This is a genomic window from Pseudomonas sp. Ps21-P2 (assembly GCF_039672565.1).
Classification (GTDB): Bacteria; Pseudomonadota; Gammaproteobacteria; order Pseudomonadales; family Pseudomonadaceae; genus Aquipseudomonas.
On the sequence record NZ_JBDFPL010000005.1, the window covers coordinates 295,905 to 322,449 of the forward strand.

Annotated in this window: 17 protein-coding genes and 1 pseudogene; 10 read left to right on the forward strand and 8 right to left on the reverse strand. The window is 62.5% G+C overall.

Annotation, left to right across the window (positions count from 1 at the left end; all coding sequences use genetic code 11):
- Positions 1-15: 15 nt before the first annotated feature.
- The 4 genes from ABEH28_RS15050 to ABEH28_RS15065 form a co-directional block, all read right to left on the reverse strand.
- Positions 16-3,111, reverse strand: coding sequence for an MdtB/MuxB family multidrug efflux RND transporter permease subunit (locus tag ABEH28_RS15050; protein ID WP_346630387.1), 3,096 nt, complete (start codon positions 3,109-3,111; stop codon positions 16-18).
- Positions 3,108-4,424 carry an MdtA/MuxA family multidrug efflux RND transporter periplasmic adaptor subunit gene (locus ABEH28_RS15055; protein ID WP_346630388.1) on the reverse strand — a complete coding sequence of 439 codons (1,317 nt, stop codon included), beginning with the start codon at positions 4,422-4,424 and terminating at the stop codon, positions 3,108-3,110. The genes ABEH28_RS15050 and ABEH28_RS15055 overlap by 4 nt, the downstream gene beginning before the upstream one ends.
- Positions 4,425-4,637: 213 nt before the next feature.
- Positions 4,638-5,138: a thiol peroxidase gene (gene tpx / locus ABEH28_RS15060; protein ID WP_346630389.1), complete on the reverse strand. Its 501-nt coding sequence runs from the start codon at positions 5,136-5,138 to the stop codon at positions 4,638-4,640.
- Positions 5,139-5,225: 87 nt separating this feature from the next.
- The gene (locus tag ABEH28_RS15065; RefSeq protein ID WP_346630390.1) at positions 5,226-6,155 is read right to left on the reverse strand and encodes a LysR family transcriptional regulator; all 930 of its coding nucleotides are present in this window, start codon (positions 6,153-6,155) and stop codon (positions 5,226-5,228) included.
- A gap of 126 nt (positions 6,156-6,281) precedes the next feature.
- Between ABEH28_RS15065 and ABEH28_RS15070 the strand changes: the two are divergent.
- A pseudogene (locus ABEH28_RS15070) lies at positions 6,282-7,278 on the forward strand (aldo/keto reductase).
- Between the two features lie 113 nt (positions 7,279-7,391).
- Here the strand turns inward: ABEH28_RS15070 and ABEH28_RS15075 are convergent.
- The 3 genes from ABEH28_RS15075 to ABEH28_RS15085 all read right to left on the reverse strand — a co-directional run bounded on the left by ABEH28_RS15075 (position 7,392) and on the right by ABEH28_RS15085 (position 13,528).
- A complete protein-coding gene (locus ABEH28_RS15075) occupies positions 7,392-11,066 on the reverse strand; it encodes a translocation/assembly module TamB domain-containing protein (protein WP_346630505.1) in 3,675 nt (1,224 codons plus the stop codon).
- A 14-nt stretch (positions 11,067-11,080) separates the two neighbouring features.
- On the reverse strand, positions 11,081-12,811 hold the full coding sequence (locus tag ABEH28_RS15080; RefSeq protein ID WP_346625989.1) for an autotransporter assembly complex family protein: 1,731 nt from the start codon (positions 12,809-12,811) through the stop codon (positions 11,081-11,083).
- Positions 12,812-12,877: 66 nt separating this feature from the next.
- Entirely contained in the window at positions 12,878-13,528 is a 651-nt protein-coding gene (locus ABEH28_RS15085) for a GNAT family N-acetyltransferase (RefSeq protein ID WP_346630391.1), read from the reverse strand.
- A 222-nt stretch (positions 13,529-13,750) separates the two neighbouring features.
- Between ABEH28_RS15085 and xthA the strand changes: the two genes are divergently transcribed.
- Both xthA and ABEH28_RS15095 read left to right on the forward strand, forming a co-directional pair.
- On the forward strand, positions 13,751-14,563 hold the full coding sequence (xthA, locus tag ABEH28_RS15090; RefSeq protein WP_192173906.1) for an exodeoxyribonuclease III: 813 nt from the start codon (positions 13,751-13,753) through the stop codon (positions 14,561-14,563).
- A 140-nt stretch (positions 14,564-14,703) separates the two neighbouring features.
- A complete protein-coding gene (locus ABEH28_RS15095) occupies positions 14,704-16,056 on the forward strand; it encodes a phosphate ABC transporter substrate-binding/OmpA family protein (protein WP_346630392.1) in 1,353 nt (450 codons plus the stop codon).
- 62 nt (positions 16,057-16,118) lie between these two features.
- Here ABEH28_RS15095 and ABEH28_RS15100 read toward each other — a convergent pair whose 3' ends face one another.
- Positions 16,119-17,351, reverse strand: a complete 1,233-nt coding sequence (locus tag ABEH28_RS15100; RefSeq protein ID WP_346630393.1) for an acyl-CoA dehydrogenase — start codon at positions 17,349-17,351, stop codon at positions 16,119-16,121.
- A gap of 157 nt (positions 17,352-17,508) precedes the next feature.
- Between ABEH28_RS15100 and ABEH28_RS15105 the strand changes: the two genes are divergently transcribed.
- The 7 genes from ABEH28_RS15105 to ABEH28_RS15135 all read left to right on the forward strand — a co-directional run bounded on the left by ABEH28_RS15105 (position 17,509) and on the right by ABEH28_RS15135 (position 26,356).
- Positions 17,509-18,456 carry a LysR family transcriptional regulator gene (locus ABEH28_RS15105; RefSeq protein WP_133775085.1) on the forward strand — a complete coding sequence of 316 codons (948 nt, stop codon included), beginning with the start codon at positions 17,509-17,511 and terminating at the stop codon, positions 18,454-18,456.
- Between the two features lie 255 nt (positions 18,457-18,711).
- Positions 18,712-19,092, forward strand: a complete 381-nt coding sequence (locus tag ABEH28_RS15110) for a MerR family DNA-binding transcriptional regulator (protein ID WP_346630394.1) — start codon at positions 18,712-18,714, stop codon at positions 19,090-19,092.
- Positions 19,093-19,146: 54 nt separating this feature from the next.
- Positions 19,147-20,046 (forward strand): hydroxymethylglutaryl-CoA lyase, encoded by a 900-nt coding sequence (locus ABEH28_RS15115; protein WP_282373104.1) that lies wholly within the window; start codon positions 19,147-19,149, stop codon positions 20,044-20,046.
- Positions 20,047-20,735: 689 nt separating this feature from the next.
- The gene (locus ABEH28_RS15120; RefSeq protein WP_346630395.1) at positions 20,736-21,899 is read left to right on the forward strand and encodes an isovaleryl-CoA dehydrogenase; all 1,164 of its coding nucleotides are present in this window, start codon (positions 20,736-20,738) and stop codon (positions 21,897-21,899) included.
- Between the two features lie 16 nt (positions 21,900-21,915).
- Positions 21,916-23,523, forward strand: a complete 1,608-nt coding sequence (locus ABEH28_RS15125; RefSeq protein WP_346630396.1) for a carboxyl transferase domain-containing protein — start codon at positions 21,916-21,918, stop codon at positions 23,521-23,523.
- A gap of 17 nt (positions 23,524-23,540) precedes the next feature.
- On the forward strand, positions 23,541-24,392 hold the full coding sequence (locus ABEH28_RS15130; protein ID WP_346630397.1) for a gamma-carboxygeranoyl-CoA hydratase: 852 nt from the start codon (positions 23,541-23,543) through the stop codon (positions 24,390-24,392).
- A complete protein-coding gene (locus ABEH28_RS15135) occupies positions 24,392-26,356 on the forward strand; it encodes an acetyl/propionyl/methylcrotonyl-CoA carboxylase subunit alpha (RefSeq protein ID WP_346630398.1) in 1,965 nt (654 codons plus the stop codon). Before ABEH28_RS15130 ends, ABEH28_RS15135 begins: the two co-directional genes overlap by 1 nt.
- Positions 26,357-26,545: the final 189 nt, after the last annotated feature.

The following is a 26,545-nucleotide window of genomic DNA, read 5'->3' on the forward strand; positions in this document are numbered from 1 at the left end:
CTTGCAGCTGGCCGGTCATACCGCCACCTCGGTTTTCTCGTTGCGCTGGAACCGGCGCCCCAGCCGATCGAAGTACAAATAGATGACCGGCGTGGTAAACAGCGTCAGGACCTGGCTGACCAGCAGCCCGCCGACCATCACCAGACCCAGGGGCTGACGCAGCTCGGCGCCGGAGCCCGAGGCAAACATCAGCGGGATGGCGCCGAACAGCGCGGCCAGGGTGGTCATGAGAATGGGGCGGAAGCGCAGGAGTGCCGCTTCGTAGATGGCGGTCTGCGGGTCGATGCCGCGGTTGCGTTCGGCGTCGAGGGCGAAGTCGATCATCATGATCGCGTTCTTCTTGACGATGCCGATCAGCAGGATGATGCCGATGATGGCAATCATGCCCAGGTCGTTGCCGCTGATGAGCAGCGCCAGCAGTGCACCGATGGCCGCCGACGGCAGGGTCGACAGAATGGTGATCGGGTGGATGTAGCTCTCATAGAGCACGCCCAGCACGATGTACATGGTGATCACCGCCGCCAGCACCAGCAGCAATGTGCTGGACAGCGACGCCTGAAACGCTTCGGCCGCGCCCTGGAATTCCGTCTGCACGCCGATCGGCATACCGATGTCTTTCTGCACCTGCTCGATGACTTCCACGGCCTTGCCCAGCGCGACACCGGGCGCCAGGTTGAACGACATCATCACCGCCGGAAACTGGCCGATATGGGCAATCGCCAGCTGCGCCTGCCGTTGTTCGATCCGGGCCAGACTGGACAGCTTGACCTGCCCGCCGTCGGTGGTCTTGACGTGAATCTGCTCCAGCGCTTCGGGTCCCAGTTCACTGCGCGAATCCGCCTGCAGCACCACGCGGTACTGGCTGGACTGGGTGTAGATGGTGGAAATCTGCCGCTGGCCGAACGCGTCGTACAGCGCGTCAGTGATGTTGGCGACGGTCACGCCCAGCCGACTGGCGGCATCGCGATCGATGTTGAGGAAGACCTGCAAACCCTTGTCCTGCAAGTCGCTGGCGACATCGGTCAGTTCCGGGCGCTGCACCAGCGCCTCCACCAGTTTGCCGCTCCACAGATTGAGCAGATCGGCGTCCGGCGAGGACATGCTGAACTGGTACTGGGTGCGACTGACCCGGTCTTCGATGGTCAGGTCCTGCACCGGCTGCATGAACAGGCGAATGTCGGACAGCTGATCAACCTCGGGCTGCAAGCGCTGGATCACCTCGGACGCGGTGACATCCCGCTCGCCGTGGGACTTGAGGTTGATCAGCATGCGGCCGCTGTTGAGGGTCGCGTTGTCGCCGTCGACGCCGATGTAGGACGACAGACTGGCGACTGCCGGGTCCTTGAGGATGATTTTCGCCAGGGCCTGCTGGCGCTGACTCATGGAAGCGAACGACACCGATTGCGGCGCTTCGGAAATCCCCTGAATGACGCCGGTGTCCTGCACCGGGAAAAAGCCTTTGGGCACGGCCAGATACAGCAACACCGTAATCCCGAGGGTGGCGACGGCAACCAGCAGGGTCAGCGGCTGATGCTTGAGCACCCACTGCAACTTGCGCCCGTAGGCGGCCACCAGCCAGTCGATCCACGCGCCGCTGGCCCGGTAAAAACGGCCCTGCTCTTCTTCCTTCGGCTCACGCTTGAGCAAGCGCGCGCACATCATCGGCGTCAGGGTGAGTGACACCACCAGGGAAATCAGGATCGCCACCGCCAGGGTGATGGCGAATTCACGGAACAGGCGCCCGACCACATCGGCCATGAACAACAGCGGAATGAGCACGGCAATCAGCGAGATGGTCAGCGAGATCAGGGTGAAACCGATCTGCCGCGCGCCCTTGAGCGCGGCCTGCAACGGCGTCTCGCCCTCCTCCAGGTGCCGGGAAATGTTCTCCAGCATGACGATGGCATCGTCCACCACGAAACCGGTGGCAATGGTCATCGCCATCAGCGTGAGGTTGTTGACGGAGAAGCCGGCCAGGTACATCACGCCAAACGTACCGATCAGCGACAGCGGCACGGCCACCGAGGGAATGATCGTCGCGCTGAACCGCCGCAGGAATAGAAAGGTGACCAGCACCACCAGCACGATGGAAATCAGCAACTCGTGCTGCACGTCGCTGACCGAGGCACGGATGGTCTGCGTGCGGTCGGTGAGCACGGTGACTTCCAGTCCGGCGGGCAGGTTCTCGGTGATGCTGGGCAGCAGGGCCTTGATCCGATCGACCACGTCGATGACGTTGGCTCCCGGTTGACGTTGGATGTTCAGCAGCACGGCCTGGTTCTCATTGGCCCAGGCGGCGAGGCGATCGTTTTCAGCGCCGTCGACGATCTCGGCGACGTCCTTGAGCCGTAACGGGCCGCCGTTGTTGTACGCCAGAATCAGGTTGGCGTACTCCTCGGGGGACTTGAGCTGGTCATTGGCGTCGAGCATCGACACCCGCGTCGGGCCGTCGAAGTTACCCTTGGGCGTATTGACGTTGGAGGCGCTGACCAGCGTGCGCACGTCCGCCAGATTCAGGCCGTTGGCCGCCAGCGCGTCGGCATTGACCTTGATCCGCACCGCCTGACGCTGACCGCCGGCGATGGTGACCATGCCTACTCCACTGATCTGCGCGATCTTCTGCGCCATGCGCGTATCGACCAGATCGTTGAGTTTGGGCAGCAGCATTGTCTTCGAGGTGATTGCCAGGGTCAGCACCGGCGTGTCGGCCGGGTTGACCTTGTTGTACGTCGGCGGCGCCGGCAGGTCGTTCGGCAGCAGGTTGGTCGCACCGTTGATCGCCGCCTGCACTTCCTGCTCGGCCACGTCCATGTTGATCTCGAGGCTGAAACGCAGGGTGATGACCGAGGCGCCGCCCGAGCTGGTCGAGGCCATTTGCGTCAGGCCCGGCATCTGCCCGAACTGCCGTTCAAGGGGCGCGGTCACGGCACTGGTCATCACTTGCGGACTGGCGCCCGGGTACAGCGTCATCACCCGGATGGTCGGGTAATCCACCTGCGGCAATGCCGATACCGGCAGCAGCGTGTACGCGATCAGACCGGCCAGCACGATGGCGAGCATGCTCAGCGTGGTGGCGACCGGCCGGAGGATGAACAGCCGTGACAGGTTCATACGTCGCCTTTCTTCGCCGGCTCGGCACCCGCAGACTCACCGGGCTCCTTGGACGGCTTGCCCTGCAACTGCTGCCCCGGCGTGGCCGGTACGTCCTTGCTGTCGTTGACCACGTCCACGGCGCTGCCGTCTTTCAGGCGGTCGGTGCCTTCGAGGACCACGCGGTCACCGGCCACCAGACCTTCGGTAATCACCGTGGAGTTCTCGTCGCTGGGCCCTGTCTTGAGCGCGCGAATGCGCACGGTCTTGTCGCCGTCCATCACATACACGAAGGTGCCGTTGACGCCGAACTGCACGGCGGCCGACGGCACCAGCACCACGTTTTTCAGCGTGTTGGCCAGCAGCCGCGCGTTGACGAACTGATTGGGAAACAGCGCTTCGTTGTCGTTATCGAAGCGCGCCTTGAATTTCAGTGTGCCGGTGGTGATGTCGATCTGGTTGTCGATGCTGGCGAGCACGCCCGTGGCCTGCAGCTTAAGGTCCCCGCGATCCCACGCTTCCACCGGCAGCTTGCCGCCGCTGCGGTAACGGCTGAGTACTTCGGCGAGGTCTTTTTCCGGCAGCGTGAAGTTGACCGTGATCGGCTTGGTCTGGGTGATCACCACCAACGGGTTGGTGTCATTGGCCGCCACCAGATTGCCGACGTCCAGCTGGCGCAGGCCGATGCGGCCCGAGATCGGCGCACGAATCTGCGAGAACTCCAGGTTGAGTTTGGCGTCGCCCACCGCCGCCTGATTGGTCTTGATCGTGCCCTGATACTGGCCCACCAGGGATTCGGCGGTGTCCAGGGTTTGCTTGGCGATGCTGTCTTCTTTGTACAGGCCCCGATAACGCTGCACGTCGAGTTGAGCATTCTTGAGCAGCGCCTGATTCTGCATCAGCGTGCCTTCGGCCTGCTGCAGGGCGATCTGATAGCTGCGCGGGTCGATCACCGCCAGCAGATCACCGGCCTTGACCTGTTGGCCTTCCTGAAAATTGATCTTCATCAATTCGCCCGCCACACGGCTGCGCACGTTGATCGTGTTCAGCGCCGTCACGGTGCCGAGGGCTTTGTAATAGATGGGGAAATCACCGGTGGTCGCTGCTGCCACCCGCACCGGTACCGGAACGGTCGAACCGCCGAACCCGGGCCGCTTGGCCACCGCTTTGCCGCCGCGGCTTGCGCTGGCCTGGGCCTGCTCGCCTTTCTGCGCCGTGCCGTTCGGTTGCGACGCGGATCCCGGCCAGAAGCGCCAGCACAGGCCAGCGACGATCAACAGAACCAGCAGGCTTATCAGCCAGCGACGGGAATTACGGGGGGCAGACGATTGCATGAATAAATCAACCAGTGTGCGCGTGAGCGTCTTCGGGAGGCTGAACAATAAGCACAGACAGCGGACAGGCAAAGGGCCTTTACCGGCAATTTACCTGGTGCTTACTTTGGATAAGGTGCTGATGTACCAATAAAAACGGCCTGATTGAGTCAGGCCGCTTGTATGTTGCGGGATGTTACCGCGCCCGCTGGTGGCAATAAGCCGCCTGCGAGCTTACTTCAATACCGCCAGTGCTGCGTCGTAGTTCGGCTCCTGACCGATCTCCGGTACCAGCTCGCTGTGCAACACAACGTCGTTTTCGTCCAGCACGACCACGGCACGGGTGGTCAGCCCCTCCATCGGCCCGTCGGCGATGGCAACGCCGTAGTCCTGCATGAACTGCGCGCCGCGCATGGTCGACAGGTTCTTCACGTTTTCCAGACCTTCGGCGCCGCAGAAACGTGCCTGGGCGAACGGCAGGTCGGCGGAGATGCACAGCACGACGGCGTTGTTCAGCTCGTTGGCCTGGGCGTTGAATTTGCGGATGGAGGTGGCGCAGGTCGGTGTGTCGACGCTCGGGAAAATGTTCAGCACCTTGCGCTTGCCGGCGAAGGTTTCCAGCGTGGCGTCGGACAGATCGCCCGCTACCAGTTTGAAGGCCGGCGCCTTGCTGCCGACTTTCGGCAGTTCGCCGCTGATCTGTACCGGGGAGCCTCTACGAGTCACTTGTGGCATGAGCTGAGTCCTTGTTTGAGTGGCATGCGAAGGCGGAAGTTAACCATGAAAAACCGCGGCAACCTACCGCCAGAAACGATTTTGTTGTCAGGAAACGCGGTGCATTACCGGTTTGTCCATCAGCCCCGGACGCGAGCACACGTCCACCACCCAGTCGACGAATACCCTCACCCGCCGTGAGGTCTGCCGGTGTGCCGGGTACAGCGCGGTCAAAGACAATAGTGGTTGTTCGACATCGCCCAGCACTTCGATCAGCTCGCCACGACGCAATAATTCGGCAACGTGGTAATACGGCGTCTGCACCAGTCCGTAACCCGCGCTGCACGCGGCGAGGTAGCCATCGGCGCTGTTGGTCGCCAGGGCTTTGGGCAGGTCCGGCGCCTGGGTCCGGCCGTCGATGACGAACTCCAGCCCGTAGCGCTTGTTGGTGGTCGAAGAAAAGTATTCGATGATCTGGTGATGCTGCAGATCGGCCAGTGATTGCGGTGTGCCCCTTCGCTGCAGATAGCTCGGACTGGCGCACACCACTTGGCGCATCTGAGCGAGCGGCCGGGCCACCAGTGAATGATCGAGGGGCTGGCCACCGCGAATCACGCAATCGTAGCCCTCCCGAATCAGGTCCACCGGGCGGTCGTTCATGCCCACTTCCATCTCCAGCCGGGGGTAACGCTCGGTGAACTCCGGCAACAGCGGCATGATGATCAGCCGACCGATGCCAGACGGCATGTCGACGCGCAGCACCCCTTCCGGGTCTTTGGCCACCGAGGAGAACACCGATTCGGCGGCTTCCAGCGCGTTCAGCACATTCACGCAGCGGTGGTAATAGGCCTGACCGTCCGGCGTTGGCGTCACCTGCCGCGTGGTGCGCATCAACAATTGCACGCCCAGTTCCGCCTCCAGTTGCTTGATCAGAATGGTCACCGAGGCGCGCGGCATGTGCAGGCTGTCGGCGGCTTTGGCGAAACCGCCCAGCTCGACGATGCGCGTGAAGGCTCGCATCGCATTGAATTTATCCATGGCTCGTCACAGGTCCGCTGAGGGATTGTTTAGAAATAACCAATAGTGAAAGCACTTTTAGCCGGTTTATCCCGACGCTGTCGAGGCGCAAGAATGGTAGTCCTCTTGATCGACAAGGCATTCATCATGCAAACGCGTCAACTTGGCAAAAAACGGACCACAGGTCTCGGCCCTGGGCCTGGGCTGCATGGGCATGACCGACTTTTACACCACCGGCGGCAATCCCGATGAAGCCATCGCCACCCTTCACCGGGCGCTTGAGTTGGGCGTCACCCTGCTCGACACCGCCGACATGTACGGCCCCCACACCAACGAAGAACTGTTGGGCAAAGCGCTGGCGGGCAAGCGGGATCAGGCGTTCATCGCCAGCAAGTTCGGCATTGTGCGTACGCCGGGCGACGCCGGCGCGCGCGGGGTGAATGGCAGTCCCGAGTACATCCGCGCCGCGATCGATGGCACGTTGCAGCGGCTGAAAATCGACACCCTGGATCTGTATTACCAGCACCGCATCGATCCGGGCGTGGCAATCGAAGAGTCCGTTGGCGCCATGGCTGAGCTGGTCAAGGCCGGCAAGGTGCGCTTTCTCGGCTTGAGCGAAGCGTCGGCCAGCACCCTCGAACGCGCTCACAAGGTCCATCCCATTACCGCCTTGCAGACCGAATACTCCCTGTGGAGCCGCGATCCGGAAGAAAACGGCGTGCTGGACACTTGCCGCCGTCTGGGTATCGCGTTTGTCCCGTACAGCCCGTTGGGCCGAGGTTTTCTGACGGGCGCCCTTAAAAGCCCGGACGACTTCGCCGCCGATGACTACCGCCGCAGCAGCCCGAGGTTTCAGGGCGAAAACTTCGCCAAAAACCTGCTGCTGGTGCAGAAGGTCGAGCAACTGGCGGCAGAAAAAGGCATCACTGCCGGCCAGCTGGCGTTGGCCTGGGTGCTCGCCCAGGGCAATGACGTGATTCCGATTCCCGGCACCAAGCAGCGCAAATACCTGGAGGAGAACGTCGCTGCGCTGGACGTGACACTCAGTGCGGCGGAATTACAGGCGCTGAAGGATCTGTTCCCTGTGAACGCGGTCGCAGGCGGCCGTTATCCGGACGCGGCGATGAAACTCGTCAACGGCTGAGGCGGGTTGTTCGGCGGCCGCTCATCCTTTGCGGTGTAATGCGTTAGACCGGCTTGTTGGCGGCTGCACTCCGCTGCTGGCAAGCCGGTTCCCTCCCCATCCGCCTCGTCCGATCAAAAATCTCGCTTATAGAAAATATCCAGCGAACTCGCAACGCCACCCGCGACCTCCAGATACACCTTCTTGCTCAACAGATAGCGCAAGGTCAGCGTATTGGCCGGTTCAAACACCCCCACGCCATAACGCAGGCTGAGCTTGTCGGTGATCTTGCCGCTGGCGACCACCGCCGTCTTGTCGCCGCTGCCGGAGGTGTCCAGGTCGAAATCCTGAATCCCCAGCCCGGACGCCAGTTTGCCCGCCGTCGAGGAACCGCCAGCCAGACCCAACGCCAGCGCCGCCTGGGCGACCATGTTGCTGTCCTCACCGTTGGTGCTCAGCGGACGGCCCAGTACCAGATAGGACAGCGCCTGTTCCTGACTCATGGACGGTTCCGAGAACACCGTGGTGGTCGGTTGCTCGGCGCTGCCGCTCAGTCGAATGCCGGCAATCACGTCGTCGGTCTGGCGAATGGCTTCGATGTCCAGATACGGCTGATCCACAGGCCCTGCGAACAACAGGCGCGCCTTGCGAATGGTCAGGCGCTGGCCGTAGGCCCGGTAGCGGCCATCGTTGAGATTGAGCTCTCCGCGGGTGTCCATGTTGTCGCCGATGTGCACGTGCCCGACGAGATTGGCGGTCAGGCCAAAGCCGGTAAAACTCAGGGTTTCCTGCCCTACTTCGACGTTCACGTCCATGGCGATGGCCAGCGGGGTTTTGCCCTGTTTGGTCTGCTGGCCGACGATCACCGTGTCATCGGACACTTTAACGGTCGAGGGCGGCAGCTGCCGCACGGTGATCTCGCCTTTCGGAATCAGCACTTTGCCCGACACTGCCAGCCGGTCACCCTGCAAGGTGATCTTCAGGTCCGGCGCTGCTTCCAGCTTGGCGTAGGGCTCAACAGTGATCGGCAGGTGGGTGCCTTTCACCGCAACGTCGACATCCAGCGCATCGGCCCAGGCCACATGCCCGCCGATACTGCCCTGACCCGCCACGCCGCTGCTCCATTTGCCGGTCAAATCCACACGTTCGCCGGCAATCAGGGCTTGAACGTTGAGTTTTTCAAAGCTCACAGGCACTTCCGGCCCCGACACCTCACCGTCGGTGAGCGCCACGTTGCCGTTGATCTGCGGCGCCATCAGGCTGCCCGAAATCCGGCCGCTGCCGTTGAGCTTGCCGTTGAGTTTCTCAATCATCGGGACGAAAGGTCGGCCCACTGAAATATCCAGGCCGCTAAGGGTGAAGTCGCCGGTCACTGATTTGTTTTTGGCGATTGGATCGATGCTCAGTCGGGCCAGCAGTTCGCCGAGCTTGCCGCCACGAAAATCGAGGCTGGTGTCGACTTTCTTCGGGGTCAGGCTGCTGGTCAGCTTCAGCGTGTCGTAGGGGAAGTCCAGCCACTGATTCTTGTCCTTGACCCGCAGCGTCCCGCCGCTGGCGTCGATTACCACCTGGCCATTGGGGCCGGCAGCGGGAACGTCCAGCTGGATGTCGGCATTGAGCGCGCCCTTCCACGCAAAATCCTTGGGCAGCCACTGCGCCAGGCTTTCCAGCGGGAAGCGCTTGAGGTGATAGCGCAGGCGCGGCTCCGGCATCAGACGCTGATCTTCGCCGCACAGACTCGCAGGCCCCGAGACCCAGCAATGGGCACCGAAGTTGACCTTGCCGTCGGCCAGACGCTCCAGTTTGGCCGGCTGTTGCAGCTTCCAGTCCTGCCCGCCGCTCTGGATGTCACCGCTGGCCAGACGCCCGCGCCAGTTGCCTTTGTCCAGGTTGCCGTCCAGCGCGAGGGCCAGTTTGAGCAACGGTCCCTGTAGGTCGAGTTTCACCTGCTGACGCTTGATGTCGCCCTGACCGTTGACAGTCAAAGCGCCCAACGCGGTATCGCCGGCTTGAATGCCGGATGTCTTCAGATCAAGGGTTGCGCGCTGGGCGTTGTCGAGCTTGGCCGCCAACGTAAGGGCTTGCAGCTTGTTCGCCCCAAAGGCCAGTTGAGTGCCCTGCAACGCCAGTTGCCCCTGGGGCGCCTGCACCGTGCCGGCGACGTCGACGCGCCCTTTCATCTGCCCTTGCAGTCCGGGCCACAGTTGACCCAGCCGCGGCAGGTTGATGTCCAGCTGTGCGGCGACTTTCTGCTGGAGGCTGCCCGTGCCCTGAATCCGGTTGTCGCCCAAGCGGATGTCCAGGGCGTTGAGATTCCATTTATTGTCGGCCCCATCGGCCTTGGCTTGCAGCACCGCAGGCTGGCCGCGCAGACGCCCTTTCAGATCGAGGTCGGCATTCAGGTTCAATTGCTCGTTACGCAGCGACCCTTTGCTGCGCAGCGGACCTGCCAGGGCGCCCGGCAACTCCGCGACCCAATAAGCGGGATCGATGGCGCTGAGATCCAGCGCCGTGTCCCAGGCGATGCCGTCGGCAAATTGCAGGTTCAGGTGACCGCTGGCCTTGCCCTGCCCGGCTGCCAGTTCAAGCTGGGGCAGAAAGATCTGCTGCAGATCGCCGCTGAACGGGCTTTCTAGAGTGAAAGGACCGGCCGGCCCTTTGAACTCCCCAGCGAAATGGCCGAGGTATTTGCCGTCGGTGTAGGACACTTCGCCGGTGAACGTATGCACGCTGACCTGCGGCTCATCGATCAGCGGATACAGGCGATGCCAGGGGAAATCGAGCCAGTCGATTTTGGCGTCGGCGCGCAGGCCCTGCTGCCAATCCAGCTTGCCGCTGGCCTTGAGCCGCTGATTGTCACTGGCGGTCAGGTCCAGCGCCGCAATGTCCGCGCCCTTGGCGTCGACACGCCCTTGTAGCGCCAGTGCCACCGGGCCTTTTTCAGCGGGAAGGCTGGCATTGCCGGTGATGGCGTAACCCTGGGCAAGGTCGCCCTTGGCGTTGAGAACCAGCTGATTGAGCTGCAGCGTGTCCGGTAAATCGGCACTCGGTTTGAACGCGTCGCTGGTGATGGCGATGGTTGCCGGCAGGTTTTCCACCAACGGCTGCAGCTCACCGATCAGATGAGCGTCGATATACCCCTTGCTCTGCGCATTCAGCGTCAACGTCTTGAGCAGATCGCCCTGTATGCTCAGCGCCAGTGACAACGGCTGACCGCTGACGTCCGGCAGCTTCAATTGCCCTTCGGCGGTCAGCGGCCAGTCGCCCTCGGGTTTGAGCAGCCCCGACAGGTCGAGGGCGATGTCATCACGACCGGCGTGCAGCGAATCGATCTTCAACCCTTCGGCAGTCCAGTGCGCCGCCAGTTGCAGGTCGCGAACCTGTTCGGTGCCGTCCAGGTGCAGACTGCCGATCTGCACGCGACCCAGCTGCAGGGCCAACGGCAGCTTGAGATCCGGCAGTTTGATGGGGGCGCTGCTGGCTTCGTCGCTCGAAGGCGGAAATTGCAGCCTGATGTCGCCCGTCTGCAGGTTGTCGATGCACAGCGTCATGCGCGCCAGGCACGCCGGTGACCAGTCGAACACCGGCGCGTCAATGTCGACTGTGCTCTGGCCTTGCTGCCAGATCAGGTGATCCGCCTGCCATGCGCCGCCCAGCCGACCGGAAAACCCTTCGACCGACAGGCCCGGCACCAGACCGAGCGCCCAACGACTGCCGCTTTGGGTGCCGAGAAGGAGAGTCATCGTCAGCACCACGAGGATGACTAACGACAGCAGCGTAATCGCTGTGATTGCGACGGTGCGTTTCAACAAATCCCTATTCGTCACAGTTCAGGTCCCATCGAGAAGTGCAGACGAATACCGCCGTCTTCATCCAGTGCGTGGGCGAGGTCCAGGCGCAGCGGCCCGACCGGAGACACCCAGCGCACACCGATGCCGACGCCGGTCTTGAGGCTCGGCAGGTCCAGGGTATTAAACGAGTTGCCCTGATCGACGAACGCCGCCACGCGCCACTTTTCGGCAATCGAGTACTGGTACTCGGCGCTGCCGGCAATCATATAGCGGCCGCCGATCTTGTCGCCGTCGGAGTTTTCCGGGGACAGCGATTGGTAGTCATAACCGCGCACGCTCTGGTCGCCACCGGCAAAGAAACGCAGCGAAGGCGGGATCGATTTGTAGCCATTGGTGGCACTGCCGCCAACCTGCACCCGCCCGAGAAAGCGGTGATTCTGCGCCACGGTGGTCAGCCCTTTGAGCATGACCGTGCCGTGCAGGAGGTTGGCGTCCGAGCCCAGTCCTTCCTTGGCGACCTGGGTGTCGAACTGCAGCCGGTAGCCATTGTGCGGGTCGATGCGGTTATCGCTGCGCAGGTATGAATAGCTGACGCCGGGCATGAGCAAGGTGCTGAGGCCTTCATCGTTGCCCAGTCGGTATTCTTCGCGCTGCCATTTCAGCGAGATCACCCGTTCCCAGCCGCTGGGCAATTTGCTGTGCCACTCGGGGCCGACGGTCAGGAGCTTGCTGAGGCTGTCGGTGTCGGCGATTTCTTCATATTGGTAGCCGCCGGCGAAACGCAGTTTGTCGGTCAGGGGCGGGTCCAGCGGGATGTCGTAGAACAGGCCGACATTCTGCCGTGGCGCAGAGATTTCGGCTTCAGCGCCATAGCTGTGACCCTGGGGATTGACCCAGTGGCGCGTCCAGTTGGCTTTTACCCGAGGGCCAACGTCGGTGGAATAGCCGACGCCCAGCCCCATGGTCCGCGGCTTGCGGGTTTGCAGCTGGACGTCCACCGGAATGACCTGAGCCTGGGCGTCGGTGGGCGATGCGTTGACCCGCACGCCTTCGAAATAGCCGCTCGACTGCATGGCCTGGTTGAGTTCGGCGATCAGTTCGGAGTCGTAAGGCGTGTCTTGCTTGAACGGGACCATGCGCCGCAGCAGGTCTTCATCGAACGGCGCGTCGCCGCTGAACGTCACTTTGCCAAGGGAGAAACGCGGCCCGCTGTCGTAGACCAGTTCAATGTCAGCGACACCGGCACGGGGGTCAACGGACAGGCGCTGGGTCACGAACCGGCCATTGAAGAAGCCATAGCGCGCGGCCTGGGTTTCGATCAGGTGTTTGGCGTCCTCGTAGACACCATGGTTGAGCACAGCGCCGGGTTTCAGGGCGTCGCCTTTGGGCACCCGGAAGCTTTTCAGCTGGGTGGCCTGCCCGGTCACGCGGATGGACACATTGCGCAGGTGGACGGGCTCACCCGCCTCGACCTTCAGCAGCAGTTGCAGGTTGTTGTCGACATGGCGGACTTCGCTGTCAATCTGCGCCTGATAATAGCCAAGGGCCTGAGCGGCCTTCTGCGCCTGCTCGACGGCCCCCACGCTGAAACGTTCGAGGGCTGGCTCGTCGCGCTCGCCGAGGCTGCCTACATACCCTTCGATGTTGGATTTGAGCGCGGCATTGGACGGCTTGATCCGGACCTCCAGCTGCGCATCGGCGAATGCCGCGCAGCTGGACAACATCAAGAGAAAGCCACTGGTGTATCGATGGGGAAACTTCATAGGCGCGAATGCTACACGAGCGACGCGGGCTGCTGGAACCCGCTCAAATGGGGAAGCTTGCGTAGCTCAAGCCACAGAGCCCAATGAAACCTGGGGATTTGGGCGGAAAAATATGCGTTCTCGGACGGGTCCTACTTCCACTTCGCCGATTTCTTGATAACCGTGTCGATCGTAAAAATCCAGATAATGGCCATTTCCCGTGTCGAGGACGATGCCTTCCGAGTTTTTGTCCTGCCCACACCAGTCATGCAACGCCAGAAGCAACTGCTCACCATAATGCTTGCCCTGAAAATCAGGATGGACGCCGAGCAGCGGCAGCACATGAACCGCTTCCGACGGCGCACAGGCCAGCACGTCATGGTAATACTCCAGGTAGCGCTGGGTCCCGCGCAGGCCGGTGCTTATCAACATGCGAATCCGCCAGGCCCAGCTTTCGGTGATGCCCAGTCGCCGCTGGGGAGGCGCAATCAGCGCAACGCCCACCAGACGGTCCGCCACGAACAGCCCCAACGCCGGCAAGTCCTGAAGAAAATGCTGTTTGACCAGCGCACGGATGGTCGCCTTGACCCGATGCTCGTAGCCGGAGCGGCCGGATTCGAACAGGTACGCGAAACTCGGCTCCTGACGGTAAGCGAGGTACAGCAACGTGCGGGTTTCGCGGGAATAGCCGCTGTCGAGCTGACGGATCTGCGCCGTTTCGCCAGGCAGTTCAGGCATGGTGTTCGTCCTTTTGATGAGCCCCGGGGCGGTCGCTCGGGTGGGTGTCTTCAAGGCTTCGAGTCGCCACCCGCAAGCGCAGTTCCCCACGACTTGGCCGTCGTTCAGCAATGCACGCCCCCCGGTTCCAATGCAGCCGGGCGAACCGGGCGCTGGCCGTCACCGGGCAGGTCGGCTAGCATCGCCGTTTGTATTTGCAAGGAGCTGCCAGGAGCGCCGCCCATGAAACTTGTGTCTTTTAATATCAACGGCCTTCGCGCCCGACCGCACCAACTGGCGGCGTTGATCGAGAAACATCAGCCCGACGTCATTGGCTTGCAGGAAACCAAGGTCTCCGACGAGCAATTCCCCCAGGCCGATATCGAAGCGCTGGGCTACCACGTGCATTTCCACGGCCAGAAGGGTCATTACGGCGTCGCTTTGCTTTCGCGTCAGCCGCCGCTGTCAATTCACAAGGGCTTCGACAACGACGACGAAGACGCCCAGCGCCGCTTCATCTGGGGCACATTCGCCGATCGCAACGGTAATCCGGTGACAGTCATGAACGGCTATTTCCCACAGGGCGAAAGCCGTGATCACCCGACCAAATTCCCGGCGAAGCTGCGCTTCTACGCAGATCTGCAGAACCTGCTGGAAACGAAATTCAGCAATGACCAGCCGCTGGTGGTGATGGGCGACGTCAACATCTCTCCGGAAGACAGCGACATCGGCATCGGCGCCGACAACGCCAAGCGCTGGCTGAAAACCGGCAAGTGCAGCTTCCTGCCGGAGGAGCGCGAGTGGCTCGCCAAACTCAAGAACTGGGGCCTGGTGGACAGCTTCCGCCACCTGTACCCGGAAGTGGTCGATCAATTCAGCTGGTTCGATTACCGCAGTCGCGGTTTTGAAGACGAGCCCAAGCGCGGCCTGCGCATCGACCTGATCCTCGCCTCCCACGGCCTGCAACCGCGCATCAAGGGAGCGGGCGTGGATTATCACTTGCGCTCCATGGACAAACCGTCCGACCACGCGCCGATCTGGCTTGAGCTGGAATAACCGAATCATTGAATGATGAGCCGCATGGCGCCCTGCCTGCGGCTTGCTCCTCCAACGCGCACCAAGCGGCGATCTGTCATCTGGCCGTCATCCGCCTGTCTTATTCTCCGGCCACCTCCGCTCATATAAAGATGCCGCACATGCTGCGCACCCGCGTTTTTCTTGTCCTCTCTTCACTCCTTGCCGCCGCCCTCTCGGTCAGCGCTGGCGCGGCTACGCTTCCGGCGCCGACTGACGGATCGCCAGCCTTGCGCATTCAGGGCTCGAATACGATTGGCGCGCAGCTGGGGCCGGCGCTGGTCAAGGGCTTGCTGGCGCAGCAAGGCGCGCAATCGATACAGGAACAACCGGGCGCGCGCCCTAACGAACTGCGCATTACCGCCCAATTGCCCTCGGGCCAGAACGTCAGCATCGAGATTGCTGCCCATGGATCGAGCACCGGGTTTGCGGCGCTGAAGGACGGGTTGGCCGATGTGGCGGCATCCTCAAGACCGATCAAGAACAACGAGGCTATCGAGCTGGCGGCCCTGGGCGATCTGCGCAGTCATGAGGCCGAGCAGGTGATCGCCATCGACGGCGTGGCAGTGATTCTTCACCCCGGCAACCCGCTGCGGGAGCTGAGCACGGCGGAACTGGCGAAAATCTTTTCCGGCGAGATCCGCGACTGGGAGCAACTGGGTGGCCCGGCCGGGGCTATCCATTTATACGCACGGGATCAACAGTCCGGCACGTTCGACACCTTCAACGAGTTGGTGCTGGCCAAGTCCGCCAAGACGCTGTCGAAGGAGGTCAGGCGCTTCGAGTCCAGTGAGGAACTGTCCGACCAGGTCAGTCAGGACCGTCAGGGCATCGGCTTCATCGGCCTGCCCTATATTCGGCAGGCAAAGGCCGTGGCGATCATCGACGGTGAGTCAAAACCGATGCTGCCCACGGTCAGCCTGATTGCTACCGAAGACTATCCGCTGTCGCGCCGTCTCTATTTTTACCTGCCGCCCGACTCGAGGCAGCGCTGGGCCAAGGCGCTGGTGCGGTTCGCCCAGAGTCCCCAGGGCCAGTCTATCGTCGCGCAGAACGGGTTTGTGGCGCAGACGGTTCAGGCGGTGAAAGTGAGGGCTACGGCACAGATGCCACTGGAGTATCAGAATCTGGCGCGGGAGGCCGAACGGCTGTCGGTGAATTTCCGTTTCGCCCAGGGCAGCGCGACGCTGGACACCAAGGCGATGCTCGATCTCAAGCGCGTGGTCGAGTACCTGAAGGCCCATGAAAAGCTGGATCAGAAGGTGACGCTGGCGGGGTTTGGCGATGCCAAAAGCGATCCGGCGCGGGCGCAATTGCTGTCAAAACTGCGCGCCATGGCCGTGCGCCGGGAGCTGCTGAAACATCAGGTGGTGCTGCGTGACGTGCGCGGGTTTGGCGACGAAATGCCGGTGGCGGCCAATGATGGCGATGAAGGCCGGATCAAGAACCGCCGGGTCGAGGTTTGGGTGGAGTGAGGCGGTTCAGCCGCCTGCATCCGTGCCAGCAACCTACGGGTTGCTGGTGACGCCGTGGTCGATCATCGATGCTCGCCGCGCATCATCTCCTTCGGCACATACTTGCCGATCTCAAACTTCCCAATGGCCGCGCGGTGCACTTCGTCCGGGCCGTCGGCCAGGCGCAGGGTGCGCTGCATGGCGTACATATAGGCCAACGGGAAATCGCCGGACACCCCCGCGCCCCCGTGCATCTGAATTGCCCGGTCGATCACCCGCAACGCAACGTTCGGTGCGACCACCTTGATTTGCGCGATCTCGCTTTTTGCCACCTTGTTGCCCACGGTGTCCATCATGTAGGCGGCCTTCAGGGTCAGCAGGCGCGCCATGTCGATTTCCATGCGCGAGTCGGCGATCTTGTCGATGTTGCCACCCAGTCGCGCCAACGGCCGTCCAAACGCGGTGCGCTGAACCGAGCGTTTGCACATCAATTCCAGCGCGCGTTCCGCCATGCCGACCGAACGCATGCAGTGGTGAATCCTGCCCGGGCCCAGACGACCCTGGGCGATTTCGAACCCGCGTCCGTCACCCAGCAGGACGTTTTCGTACGGCACGCGTACATTTTCAAACAGCACTTCGGCGTGACCGTGGGGCGCATCGTCGTAGCCGAACACCGGCAGCGGCCGGACGATCTTCACCCCCGCCGCGTCAGTCGGTACCAGAATCATCGAATGCTGCTGGTGACGCGGGCCGTCCGGGTTGCTCAGGCCCATGAAGACCATGATCTTGCAGCGCGGGTCACAGGCGCCGGAGGTCCACCACTTGCGTCCGTTGATGACCCACTCATCGCCATCGCGTACGGCGGTCGCGGCCATGTTGGTGGCATCCGAAGAGGCCACGTCGGGTTCGGTCATCGCAAACGCCGAGCGGATCTCGCCGCGCAGCAAGGGTTCCAGCCATCGCTCTTTTTGCGCGTCATTGGCATAGCGCACCAGCACTTCCATATTGCCGGTGTCCGGCGCGGAACAGTTGAACGGCTCCGGGCCCAGCAGCGAGCGGCCCATGATCTCCGCCAGCGGCGCGTACTCGAGGTTCGACAGCCCTGCCCCCAGTTCGGATTCCGGCAGGAACAGGTTCCACAGCCCCTCGGCTTTCGCCTTCGCCTTGAGCTCCTCCATGATCGCCGTCGGCTGCCAGCGATCGCCTTCGGCCACTTGACGCTCGAACACCGGCTCGGCCGGGTACACGTAAGTGTCCATGAAGGCGGTCACGCGCTCGCGCAGTGCCTGAACCTTGGGGGAGTAAGCGAAATCCATGGGGCTGCTGCCTTCTGTGAGGTGTTGTCAGGTCGTGATCCGATGCTAGAACAGCGCCCCCCATTTATCTAACCTATTCTCGGCGTGTATAAACATTCATAACCGATATATGATTCGGCGCATTCCAAACAACAAGAACTGCACGAGGCGCACAGCAATGAACCTGAGCAAGGTCGATCTCAATCTCTTTATTGTGTTTGACGCCATCTACACCGAAGCAAACCTGACCCGCGCCGGCCAGATCGTCGGCATCACCCAGCCTGCCGTGTCCAACGCCCTGTCGCGCCTTCGCGAAACCTTCAACGATCCGCTGTTCGTGCGCACGGCCCAAGGCATGGTGCCCACGCCCATGGCGCAGAACATCATCGGCCCGGTGCGCAATGCTCTTTCGCTGCTGCGGGTGTCGGTGCAGGAGAGCCGGATCTTCAATCCGCTGCAGGCCAACAAGAACTACCGCATCAGCATGACCGACCTCACCGAGGCGGTGATCCTGCCCGCGCTGTTCCAGCGGCTGCGGCGTCTGGCGCCCGCCGTGACCATTGAAAGCTTTCTGTCCAAACGCCGGGAGACGACCAAGGAACTCGCGGCCGGCCGGCTGGACTTCGCGGTGGACGCGCCTTTGAACACCGACCCGCAGGTGCGCCACGTCAAGCTGATGGAAGACCACTACGTGTGCGCCATGCGCCGCGGCCATCCGCTGGCGAACAAGGACGCCATCAGCCTGGATGACTACCTTGGCGTTGCGCACATTCATATTTCCAGCCGACGCAGTGGCTTGGGTTACGTGGATCTGGCTTTGGGCAAAATGGGCATTCAGCGCAAGGTCGCGTTGCGTTCGCAGCATTACCTGATGGCCTCGCAAGTGCTGCAGCAGACCGACATGGTCATGACCGTTCCCGAGCGCTTCGCCCGGCGCAATGACCTGCATTTCGTGTATCTGCCGGTGAACGACGTTCCAACCGTGGAGACGCACCTGTACTGGCACGAAAGCACCGACCAGGACCCGGCGAACCGCTGGATGCGAGAGCAGATTATCGAGCTTTGCCAGTTGGTGACCGCGCAGGAGCGCAAGCTGGGCAAGACCCTAGAAGCAGCGGTGAAGTAGACCTTTGGGTTCCGGCCAGTAGCAACGGATGCACGCGGTCTTTTAGTGGGACCGGCTTTAGCCGGGAAGAGGCCCGTGTGAACACCATCAATTGTGCGGTGTGGCTGCTGGCCCTTTCCCGGCTGAAGCCGGTCCTACACTCAAAAACCCGCTCCTACGATTGGCATACGCTGGGCCAGTGTTTGATAACGCCGCTTGACGTTAACGTAAAGCCCAACTTACGTTACGCCCATGCCTTCCGTATCGAGCACTGCCATGACCGCTATCACCTACAGCATCTCCGACCTCGCCCGCGAGCTGGACATTACCACCCGCACCATCCGTTTCTACGAAGAACAAGGCATGCTCAGCCCCGAACGCCGCGGGCAGGAGCGTATTTACTCCCCCCGTGACAAGGTCACCCTCAAACTCATCCTTCGCGGCAAACGCATCGGTTTTTCCCTGGCCGAGTGCCGCGACCTCATCGGTCTGTACGACCCCACTGGGGGCAATCACAAACAGTTGAGCACCATGCTCGAGAAAATCGCCGAGCGTCGCGCTCAACTGGATCAGCAGCTCCTGGATATTCAGCAAATGCAGCTGGAGCTGGACACCGCTGAAGAACGCTGCAAAGCCGCGCTGGAAATGTCCAGCTGATTCAACCAGATAACTCAATAATCTCAAGTCAAACCTCTCAGGAACGATGCCGATATGTCTCTCCCTCAGCGTGTGCGTCTGGTCGAAGTCGGCCCTCGGGATGGTCTGCAGAACGAATCCCGCCCCGTCAGCGTCAGCGACAAACTGCAGCTGGTGCATGACTTGGCCGACGCCGGTGTCAGCTATATCGAAGCGGGCAGTTTCGTTTCGCCGAAATGGGTGCCGCAGATGGCCGGCTCCGCCGAACTGTTCGCCGGCATCCAGCGCAGGGACGGCGTGACCTACGCCGCACTGACGCCTAACTTGCGGGGGTTCGAAGACGCCCTCGCTGCTGGCGTGAAAGAAGTGGCCGTATTCGCCGCCGCATCGGAATCGTTCTCCCAGCGCAACATCAACTGCTCGATCAGCGAAAGCCTGGACCGCTTCCTGCCGATTATGGAAGCCGCGCGGCTGCACGGCATCAGCGTTCGCGGCTACGTGTCCTGCGTGCTCGGTTGCCCCTATGAAGGGGACATTGCGCCGAAGCAAGTGGCGGCAGTCGCCAACGAGCTGTACGCCATGGGCTGCTACGAGGTGTCCCTTGGCGACACCATCGGCACCGGCACGCCGGGGGCCACCCGCACGCTGTTCAACGTGGTCGCCGGGCAGATCCCCCGCGGCAAACTGGCCGGGCACTTCCACGACACCTATGGTCAGGCGCTGACCAACATCTACGCCAGCCTGCTGGAGGGCATTCAGGTGTTCGACAGTTCCGTGGCCGGCCTCGGCGGCTGCCCTTACGCCAAAGGCGCAACCGGCAACGTGGCCAGCGAGGACGTGGTTTACCTGCTGAACGGCCTGGGCATCGAGACCGGTATCGATCTGCACACACTCATCGCAGCAGGCCAGCGCATCAGCGACACCCTCGGACGGGCAAACGGCTCGCGGGTGGCAAGAGCACGTCTGTCGGCCTGATGTGCGACAAGTTGTCACACAGTGTTACCCTGCCCGCCATCGCGTTCAGGGAAACGGGTAACACGGAAACACCTGGCGACAGATTCAGCAGTGAATCGAGGCCGGTGAAGTCCGCAAAACCCCGGAAACCGGGACCTTCTGAAAGTTGGCATGGCTTCTGCTATGTCTTACGTACAACAAAAATAACAAATGCAATAACCCAATAAAAACAAGACGTATCGGCTCTGACATAACAAGAACAACACGGACAGAGACGCAGCTAACTGATTTTTTTGGAGTGGATCGCTCTACTTGAGGCCCTGGCCTCACGACCGTACTGAGAACAATAAAACTGCGTTCAGGCAGCTACCAGTCGAGTCGGATCGAAAGATCGAAGCGGATCAGCGCTCAAAAAAATACGTTTGCTCTTGGCCCCGTTTGGGGGTCGCTCAGAAAAGCAAAAAAGGCGGGGCGCCAAAAACAACAACAGCCCACCTAACAATAAAAACGAGCATGCAATCGAACTTGAAGGGGAGCCCAGGCTCCCCTTCGTGCTATCCGGCATTTGTAAACCTCTCCCCCTTCCGTTATTCCCCGGGCCAATGCCTCGTTCCCGTTGACATCAGCATGACCGCAGGCTTACGTTGACGTAAAGGTGCACATCATCTTCCCCCCTGACAGCCCTCCAATAACAACACGGGATGCAGTTCATGAATTACCCCACGCTCAACTTCGGCCTCGGCGAAACCCTCGACATGCTGCGCGACCAGGTGCACGCCTTCGTCGCTGCCGAGCTCGCCCCGCGCGCTGCACAGATCGACAAAGACAACCTCTTCCCCGCCGACATGTGGCGCAAATTCGGCGACATGGGTCTGCTGGGCATCACCGTCGATGAGCAATACGGCGGCGCGGGCCTCGGCTATCTGGCCCATGTCATCGCCATGGAAGAAATTAGCCGGGGCTCCGCCTCCGCGGCGTTGTCCTACGGCGCCCACTCCAATCTCTGCGTCAACCAGATCAATCGCAACGGCACGCCCGAACAGAAAGCCCGCTACCTGCCCAAACTGATCAGCGGCGAGCACGTCGGCGCTTTGGCGATGAGCGAACCCAACGCCGGTTCCGACGTGGTCTCAATGAAGCTGCGCGCCGACCGACGGGGCGACCGCTTCGTCCTCAACGGCAGCAAGACCTGGATCACCAACGGCCCTGACGCCAACACTTACGTGATCTACGCGAAGACCGACCTGGAAAAAGCTGCCCACGGCATCAGCGCGTTCATCGTCCAGCGCGACTGGCACGGCTTCTCGCGGGGCAACAAGTTCGACAAGCTCGGCATGCGCGGCTCCAACACCTGCGAGCTGTTCTTCGATGACGTCGAGGTGCCGGAAGAAAACCTGCTCGGTGCGCTGAACGGTGGCGTGAAGGTGCTGATGAGCGGCCTGGATTACGAGCGTGTCGTGCTCTCCGGCGGGCCGGTCGGGATCATGCAAGCCTGCATGGACGTGGTGCTGCCCTACATTCACGACCGCAAACAGTTCGGCCAGAGCATCGGCGAGTTCCAGCTGATCCAGGGCAAGGTCGCCGACATGTACACCCAGCTCAACGCCAGCCGCGCCTACCTGTACGCCGTGGCCCAGGCCTGCGAGCGCGGCGAGACCACGCGCAAGGACGCCGCCGGGGTGATCCTCTACGCCGCCGAACGGGCGACACAGTTTGCCCTCGACACCATCCAGATTCTCGGCGGCAACGGCTACATCAACGAATTCCCGGCCGGACGACTGCTGCGCGACGCCAAGCTCTACGAGATCGGCGCCGGCACCAGCGAGATCCGCCGCATGCTGATCGGGCGTGAGCTGTTCAACGAAACCCGCTGACCGCTCCGGAGGCCCCATGACCACTCTGCACACCCAGATCAACCCGCGTTCGCCGGAATTCGCTGCCAACAGCGACGCCATGCGCACGCAGCTCGACGCGCTGCACAGCCTGCTCGACCACGTTCAGCGCGGCGGCGGTGCCAAAGCTCAGGAACGCCATACCTCCCGGGGCAAATTGTTGCCCCGGGAGCGGATCAATCGCCTGCTCGACCTCGGTTCGCCCTTCCTCGAACTCAGCCAGCTCGCCGCCCATGACGTGTACGGCGAAGACGTCCCGGCTGCAGGGCTGATCGCCGGCATTGGCCGGGTCGAAGGCGTCGAATGCATGATCATCGCCAACGACGCGACGGTGAAAGGCGGCACGTATTACCCGCTGACCGTGAAAAAACACCTGCGCGCCCAGACCATCGCCCAGCAGAACCGCCTGCCGTGCATCTACCTGGTGGACTCCGGCGGCGCCAACCTGCCCCGCCAGGACGAGGTGTTCCCGGACCGCGAGCACTTCGGCAGGATCTTCTTCAATCAGGCCAACATGAGCGCCGAGGGCATTGCCCAGATCGCGGTGGTCATGGGCTCCTGCACTGCCGGCGGCGCCTATGTGCCGGCCATGGCCGACGAAACCATCATGGTCCGCGAGCAGGCGACGATTTTTCTTGCCGGGCCGCCGCTGGTGAAAGCCGCCACGGGCGAGGTGGTCAGCGCCGAAGACCTCGGCGGCGCCGACGTGCACTGCAAGGTTTCGGGGGTGGCCGATCACTACGCCGACAGCGACGACCATGCACTGGCGCTGGCCCGGCGCTGCGTGGCCAACCTGAACTGGCGCAAGCTCGGCCAGTTGCAAACCCGCCCACCCCAGGCGCCGCTGTATGCCGATGACGAGCTGTACGGCGTGATCCCGGCAGACGCCAAGCAGCCGTTCGACGTGCGCGAAGTCATCGCGCGGCTGGTGGACGGTTCGGTGTTCGATGAATTCAAGGCGCTGTTCGGGACCACGCTGGTCTGCGGCTTCGCCCATCTGCATGGCTACCCGATCGCCATCCTCGCCAACAACGGCATCCTCTTCGCCGAAGCCGCGCAGAAAGGCGCGCACTTCATCGAACTGGCCTGCCAGCGCGGCATTCCGCTGTTGTTTCTGCAGAACATCACCGGTTTCATGGTTGGCCAGAAGTACGAGGCCGGCGGCATCGCCAAGCACGGCGCCAAGCTGGTCACCGCCGTCGCCTGCGCGAAGGTGCCAAAGTTCACGGTGATCATCGGCGGCAGCTTCGGCGCGGGTAACTACGGCATGTGCGGCCGCGCCTACGACCCGCGCTTTCTGTGGATGTGGCCCAACGCGCGGATCGGCGTCATGGGCGGAGAACAGGCCGCCGGCGTGCTGGTCCAGGTCAAGCGCGAGCAGGCCGAACGCAGCGGCCAGACCTTCAGCGCCGAGGAGGAAGCCGCGTTGCGCCAGCCGATCCTCGATCAGTACGAGCATCAGGGGCACCCCTGGTACTCCAGCGCCCGGCTGTGGGACGACGGTGTCATCGACCCCGCCCAGACCCGCGACATTCTCGGCCTGGCCATCAGCGCCTCGCTCAACGCCGCCATCGAACCGACCCGCTTCGGCGTGTTCCGGATGTGACCCGAGAGAATCGCCCCATGAATGATTTTGCCACCCTCGACATCGCCCTCGACCCACGAGGGTTCGCCACGCTCTGGCTCAACCGGCCGGAGAAAAACAACGCCTTCAACGCGCAGATGATTCGCGAGCTGATCATCGCCCTGGATCAGCTGCAGAGGGACGACAGCTTGCGTTTTCTGCTGTTGCGCGGACGCGGCCGACATTTCAGCGCCGGTGCAGACCTCGCCTGGATGCAGGAGTCGGCCAACCTCGATTACAACACCAACCTGGGCGACGCCCGGGAGCTGGGCGAGTTGATGTACAACCTCGCCAAGTTCAAGGCGCCGACCCTCGCCGTGGTGCAAGGCGCTGCTTATGGCGGCGCACTGGGCCTGATCAGTTGTTGCGACATGGCCATCGGCGCTGAAGACGCGCAGTTCTGCCTCTCGGAAGTGAAAATCGGGCTCGCCCCGGCGGTGATCAGCCCGTTCGTGGTGCAAGCCATCGGCGAACGTCACGCGCGACGCTATGCGTTGACCGCCGAACGCTTCGAAGGCACCCGGGCGCGGGAACTCGGCCTGCTGGCCGAGTGTTACCCCGCCGCCGAGCTGGAACAGCACCTGGAACACTGGATCGCCAACCTGCTGCTCAACAGCCCCCAGGCCATGCGCGTCAGCAAAGACCTGCTGCGCGAAGTCGCCGACGGTGAGTTGACCCCTGCCCTGCGCCGCTATTGCGAGAACGCCATTGCTCGCATTCGCGTCAGCGCCGAAGGCCAGGAGGGTCTGCGCGCGTTTCTGCAAAAGCGCGAACCGGCCTGGCGCGGCGAACCCGGCACGCTGTCTCAAACACCACAAGCCCTGCGTGCCCCACAAGGAGAGTCGCACTGATGAGCGCCCCCCACACACAACCGCTGAATTCGGTGCTGATCGCCAACCGGGGCGAAATCGCCTGCCGGGTCATGCGCACGGCCAAGGCCATGGGCCTGACCACCGTCGCCGTACACAGCGCCACGGACAGCAACGCTCGGCACGTACGCGAGGCCGACGTCGCGGTGAACCTCGGCGGCAGCAAGGCCAGCGAGAGTTACCTGCAAATCGACAAGCTGATTGCGGCCGCCAAAGCCAGCGGCGCCCAAGCCATCCACCCGGGTTATGGGTTTCTCTCGGAAAACGCAGGCTTTGCCCGCGCGGTGGAACAGGCCGGCCTGATTTTCCTCGGTCCGCCCGCCTCGGCCATTGACGCCATGGGCAGCAAATCGGCGGCCAAGTCGCTGATGGAAACCGCTGGCGTGCCGCTGGTGCCCGGCTATCACGGCGATGCGCAAGACGCCGCAACCTTCCGCGAAGCGTCCGCCCGCATCGGCTACCCGGTACTGCTCAAGGCCACGGCCGGCGGTGGCGGCAAGGGCATGAAGGTGGTTGAGCGCGACGAGGACCTGGCCGAAGCGCTGGCCTCGGCACAACGTGAGGCGCAGTCGTCGTTCGGCGACTCGCGCATGCTCGTCGAAAAGTACGTGCTCAAGCCGCGCCACGTGGAAATTCAGGTGTTTGCCGACCAGCACGGCCACTGCCTGTACCTCAACGAGCGCGACTGCTCGATCCAACGCCGTCACCAGAAAGTCGTCGAGGAAGCCCCCGCACCGGGCCTGACACCGCAGATGCGTCAGGCCATGGGCGAAGCGGCTGTGCGCGCGGCGCAGGCGATCGGCTACGTCGGCGCGGGCACGGTGGAGTTTCTGCTGGATGCCCGTGGCGATTTCTTCTTTATGGAAATGAACACGCGCCTGCAGGTGGAGCACCCGGTGACCGAGGCGATCACCGGGCTGGACCTGGTGGCCTGGCAGATTCGAGTGGCCCAGGGCGAGCCGCTGCCGATCACCCAGGCCGAGGTCCCCCTCAACGGCCACGCGATTGAAGTGCGACTGTATGCGGAAGATCCGGCCAACGACTTTCTCCCTGCGACCGGAACGCTGTCGCTGTATCGCGAATCAACTGCGGGGCCGGGACGTCGCGTGGACAGCGGTGTGGCGGAAGGTGACGAGGTCTCGCCGTTCTATGACCCGATGCTCGGCAAACTGATTGCCTGGGGGGAGACCCGCGAACAAGCGCGTTTGCGGCTGCTGGCGATGTTGGACGAATTCGCCATCGGCGGCCTGCGCACCAATCTTGCGTTTCTGCGCCGGATCATCGCGCACCCGGCGTTCGCTGAAGCGGAACTGGACACTGGATTTATCCCTCGCTATCAGGACGATCTGCTGCCAGCGACTGAGGGTTTGACGGAGGCGTTCTGGCAATTGGCGGCGCGGGCATATCTGAGCACCGCGCCAGTGGCGGTCAGAACCGACGACGCCCATTCACCCTGGTCAACCACCAAAGGCCTGCGCCTCGGCGGTCCTGGCGAAGTGACGTTGCACCTGGCGTGTGGCGCCGAAACCCGGAGCATCGTGCTGCGTGGTGACTCGCAGCAAAGCGCTCGGCTGAACGGCGAGCGCCTGTTGATCGAGCGGGACGGCGTGCGTCACCAGACGATTGCAATTCGTCGGGCCGACACGCTTTACCTGCAATGGCAGGGCGACGTACACGCCATTCAACAGGTTGACCCGATAGCCGAAGTGGATTCCAGCCACGGGCATCAGGGCGGCCTCACCGCGCCCATGAATGGCAGCATCGTTCGGGTGTTGGTCAGCGTGGGCGAACAGGTGCAAGTCGGTACACCGCTGGTGGTCCTGGAAGCGATGAAAATGGAACACAGCATCCGCGCAAACACGGCGGGCACCGTCGCAGCGCTCTATTGCGCCGAAGGCGAGATGGTCAAGGAAGGGACGGTGTTGGTGGAGCTGGCCGCTGAATAAATGTCAAAACCCCGGTGGGATCGGGCGTGAACGCGAATGTAGGACCGGCTTTAGCCGGGAAGACGTCAGGTGGCGCACCGCAAAATCGATGGCGTTCACAATGGCCCCTTCCCGGCTAAAGCCGGTCCTACAACGATTCGTGTGTCCAATGAGATTGTGTGCGAACGCAAATGTAGGACCGGCTTTAGC